At 66.0% G+C, this 4290-nt stretch carries 4 protein-coding genes; 1 reads left to right on the top strand and 3 read right to left on the bottom strand.

What is annotated here, in order from left to right:
* Both AC1DT2_RS16765 and AC1DT2_RS16760 read right to left on the bottom strand, forming a co-directional pair.
* Positions 1-942: DUF5916 domain-containing protein (locus AC1DT2_RS16765; protein WP_477297582.1), on the bottom strand; the 942-nt coding region annotated here is incomplete at its 3' end.
* A gap of 80 nt (positions 943-1022) precedes the next feature.
* Complete coding sequence (locus AC1DT2_RS16760; protein ID WP_477297580.1) at positions 1023-1928, bottom strand: LysR family transcriptional regulator; 906 nt, start codon at positions 1926-1928, stop codon at positions 1023-1025.
* 85 nt (positions 1929-2013) lie between these two features.
* On the opposite strand from AC1DT2_RS16760, the gene AC1DT2_RS16755 reads away from it, so the two are divergent.
* Complete coding sequence (locus AC1DT2_RS16755) at positions 2014-3438, top strand: aldehyde dehydrogenase family protein (RefSeq protein ID WP_477297578.1); 1425 nt, start codon at positions 2014-2016, stop codon at positions 3436-3438.
* Between the two features lie 7 nt (positions 3439-3445).
* On the opposite strand, the gene AC1DT2_RS16750 is transcribed toward AC1DT2_RS16755, so the two are convergent.
* Positions 3446-4144 carry a GNAT family N-acetyltransferase gene (locus tag AC1DT2_RS16750; protein ID WP_477297576.1) on the bottom strand — a complete coding sequence of 233 codons (699 nt, stop codon included), beginning with the start codon at positions 4142-4144 and terminating at the stop codon, positions 3446-3448.
* Positions 4145-4290 lie beyond the last annotated feature (146 nt).

The following is a 4290-nucleotide window of genomic DNA, read 5'->3' as shown; positions in this document are numbered from 1 at the left end:
GCCACCGACACGCCGCGTATAGACCAGCTGCGAGTAATCGTCGAGCAGGCTGAAGTCGAAAATACCCTGGTTCTCGGTAAAGAACGGGCGCTTGTCGGTGAAGAAGGTTTCTTCCGGCGAGAAGTTCACGACGAGGTCGTCACTCTCCACCTGACCGAAATCGGGATTGATCGTGGCCGTCAGCTGCGTCTGTCCGTTCGGTTTCCACACGATGTCCGCACCTTCCTGGAAGGATGCGCCGCCGTGGCCACGGTCCACCCGTCCGACCAGGTAAGGCGTCACCGCGAAAAGCGATTGCGAGTAGGACGGCAACGAGACTTTCTGGAAGCTGGAAAGAAAGCGGCCCTGGTCGAAGCTGATCGCCGGCCATGCCATGCGCTCACCCGTCGCAGCAATGACCCGGTCGATATAGAGGCCGATGTGGCGGTTGTCGCCCTCGGCGCGGCGCATCGGCGCGATGTACCAGGGGATCAGGATTTCCACCGAATAGCCTTCCGCGTCTTCGCTGACCGCGTGGTCCCAGCGACCGTCCCAGTCGTAACTGAAGTCGGATTCGTTGGTGATGACCTCGTCCGCGACACCGCCCTGCGAGCGCACTTCGAAGTCGTAGCCGACGCGGCCATCGCCGTCGAAGTCGACCATGACGTTGATGCGGTCGACGAGGGCATCCTCGTCGCGGCGCGTTTGCTGCTTCGAGCGTGGAACATCGGCGGACTGCGTGACGCGGATGGCCACGGCGAGGCCTTTCGGTGTGGACAGCACCCAGGCCTCGGTCGGCTGGCTGCCAGGCATACCGGTCTTGGGCTGGGTGTCGCGAAAGTCGGTGATGTGTTGCGCGCCCGCCCATTCCGTCGGGTCGATGTGGCCGTCGATCGTTACCTCGGCGTGGACCGACCAAGCAGCGAGGCAGAGCGTGGCGAACAGGGCGAAGCGGCGATGCATGGGTCATCCGGGACGTGGAATCTTGCGGATAGGATGCCGCCCGCTTCGCAAAGGTTTGCCATGACGCTTGGCCCATGCGCTCAGTCACGCTCCCTGATGAGGTCGATCAGCGCACGCAACGTGGCCGGCACGTGGCGTCGGCCCGGGTAATACAGGCATAGCCGGTCGAAGGGAGGGGTCCAGTCCTCCAGGACGCGCTCCAGCGTGCCGGCCGCAAGATCCTCCGACACGTTGAACTCTGTCAGGTAGGTCAGCCCCAGGCCGGCGCGGGCGGCTTCCAGCATGAGGTCGGGCTGGCCCAGCGTCACCTGCCCCTCCACGTCGATGCTGACCGCCTCGCCGTGGCGTTCGAACTCCCAGTGGTAGATATGCCCGGCAGGCATGCGGGCTCGGATGCAGCGATGCTTTGCCAGATCGACAGGTGTCTGCGGCCGGCCGTGCGCCGCGAAGTAGGCAGGTGAGCCCACCACGGCAAAACGGATAGGCGGCCCCAGCGGCACGGCGATCATGTCGCCGGGCACCGTGTCGACGGTACGGAAGCCGGCGTCGAAGCCCTCTCGAACGATGTCGATCATGCGTTCTTCGGTGACCAGATCGAGATGGACGTGCGGATAGCGCTGCAGATAGGGGATGAGGAACGGCAGCATCAGCCAACGTGCGGCGCCGGTGGAGGAGTTGAGGCGCAAGGTACCGCTGGGTGTCGCCGCCTCTTCGCCCGCGCGGTCGATGGCGTCGCGGATGCCCGCGACGGCCGGAGCGAGATCTGCCACGAACCGTTCGCCAGCGTCGGTAAGGCGGACGCTGCGTGTCGTCCGATGGAATAGCCGCGCTCCCAATCGAGCTTCGAGGGAGGCCACCGACTGGCTGAGTGCCGACGTCGACATCTCCATCTCGGCCGCCGCGGCGCGGAAGCTTCCCAGCCGGGCCACCGCCAGCACCGCCTCGAATTCCGTCAGTCCTGAACGCATTGTCCGCTCCACCTTCATGGCCCATCCGGATTTGTCCGGCTTATCAGGCTAATCCTTTGCGCCCATCCTTTCCATCGAACCCCCTCCCCTTCCCGAGAATCCCATGCACACGATCGACCAGATTTACATCGACGGCGCGTTCGTTACACCGCACGGCGAAGAGCGCTTCGAGCTGTTCAACCCCGCCACCGAAGAAGTCATCGGCACCGTCCGCCTCGCTGACCAGGAAGACGCCCACCGCGCCATCGCTGCCGCCAAGCGCGCCCTTCCGGCTTTCTCCCGCACCACGGTTGCCGAGCGCATCGCCCTGCTCCGCCGCATGCATGCGGCTGTCGAGGCACGTGGCGACGACCTCTTCGCCGCCGTGCTCGAGGAGTACGGTGCGCCGGTCAATCGCGGCCGCTGGATGGTCGGGCACGCGTCGAGCGTGTTCCTCGACGCCATCGAGACGCTCGAGCACTTCGCCTTCGAGCGCCGCATGGGCACGGCCACCGTGGTCATGCAGCCAGTCGGCGTGGTCGGCCTCATCACGCCTTGGAACAGCGATGCCGGCTTTATCTGCGGCAAGCTCGCCACGGCCATCGCCGCCGGCTGCACCGCGGTGATCAAGCCGAGCGAGATGAGCGCCCTGCAGACGCGTGTCGTCACCGAGGCACTGCACGCGGCGGGCGCACCGGCCGGGGTATTCAACATCATTACCGGTCGTGGTGACGTGGTCGGCGCGGCCATCGTCGGCAGCCCGGACATCGMCAAGRTCTCGTTCACCGGCTCGACCGCTGTCGGCAAGGGCATCGTCCGCGCGGCCGCCGATACGCTCAAGCGCGTCACCCTGGAGCTCGGTGGCAAGTCCCCCGTGGTCATCCTCGACGACGCCGACTTCGATGCTGCGGTACCGCTTGCCGTCATGGCCGGTTTCGCGAACAGCGGCCAGGCCTGCATTGCCGGGACGCGCCTGCTCGTGCCGCGCACGCGCCTTGCGGACTTCGAAGCACGCATGGCCGCAGCCGCGAATGCCGTCGTTTCGGGCGACCCCGCCGACCACGCCACGGACGTCGGCCCCATGGTCAGCCTCAAGCAGTGGGAGCGCGTCCAGGGTTACATCGGCAAGGGCATCGCGGAAGGCGCACGCCTGATCGCCGGCGGTGAAGGCCGTCCGGAYGGCCATTCACGTGGCTGGCTGGTCCGTCCCACCGTCTTCACCGACGTGCGCAACGACATGGTCATCGCGCGTGAGGAAATCTTCGGACCGGTGCTGTCGATCATTGCGTACGACGACGAGGAGGACGCCATCGCGATCGCCAACGATACGCCGTACGGACTGCAGGCCTATGTGCTGTCCTCGGATGCAGCCCGCGCACGCCGCGTTGCCTCGCGCATCGATGCCGGCCGCGTGCTGGTCAACACGATTGCGCACGAGCCGAAGGCGCCGTTCGGTGGCTTCAAGCAGTCCGGACTGGGGCGCGAATATGGCAGCTTCGGTCTCGAGGCGTATCTTGAACCGAAGGCCTTGCTGGGCGTCGACGCGTGATCGACGGTCAATGCGACTTGGCGATGTCCACCGCGGTAAGCGTCAGCGTCGCGCGGTGGACGAACCCCAGCTTCTCGTAGAGCCGCGTGGCACCTTCGTTGCCTGCGGAAACGTGCAGGAAGGAAACCAGTCCCTGCGCGCGATGCCGGTTCACTAATGCCACCAGGAGGGCTCGTGCCAGGCCACGTCCGGCGAACTCCGGATGCGTGCACACGGCGCTGATTTCGCGGGCACCCGGGACCGCCATCCGCTCGCCGGCCATCGCGATGAGCCGGCTCTCCTGCAGCACGCCCACATAGGTACCCAGTGCCGCCGAGTGCTCGCGGAAGAATTCCGGGTAGACCAACGAGGTCAGTGCACGCATGCGTTCGCGGTGCTCGTTGCCGAGCACGGACACGGTCTCCTCCGTCTCCAGGTCGGGAGCATCCAGCGGACGCACGAGCTGGAGGGTATCGGGGACCGCGTGCCCGGCATCGACCGGTGCGGGCATCCAGCGCTCCGGAAGGACCGCTGGCGCCACGCCAAGGAAGTAACGCCGGCCCACCAGCCGCGGATCGTCAGCCACATGCGCAGCCGGGCTCGCCACCGCCACGAAGGGTGCATAGGCATCGCCATACCAGAGCGCATCGCCCGATCGCCGGGCCAGCGCTGCGTGCTCACCGGTCAGCGAGTACCACAGCGGGTTATCGAGTACGGAGGGATCCATGCCTGCCTTCCGATGACGAATGACACATCATGGGGGTCAACCCAAGCGCATCACAACCGGCTCTGCTACTTTTCCTCTGGTTCGCACTCAATCCGGGGATCCCATGCTCGCTCGTACCTGCCTTGTTCTCGCCCTCGCCGTCGCCC

This window comes from Luteibacter sp. P4_E6 (genome assembly GCF_056401535.1).
The sequence above is the reverse complement of the archived record's forward strand: the minus strand, read 5'-3'. Positions and strand labels throughout refer to the sequence as shown.

Bases quoted from the DNA above. Each gene is read 5' to 3' on its own strand.
- AC1DT2_RS16750 (WP_477297576.1), bottom strand. From the start codon at position 4,144: ATGGATCCCTCCGTACTCGATAACCCGCTGTGGTACTCGCTGACCGGT.
- AC1DT2_RS16760 (WP_477297580.1), bottom strand. From the start codon at position 1,928: ATGAAGGTGGAGCGGACAATGCGTTCAGGACTGACGGAATTCGAGGCG.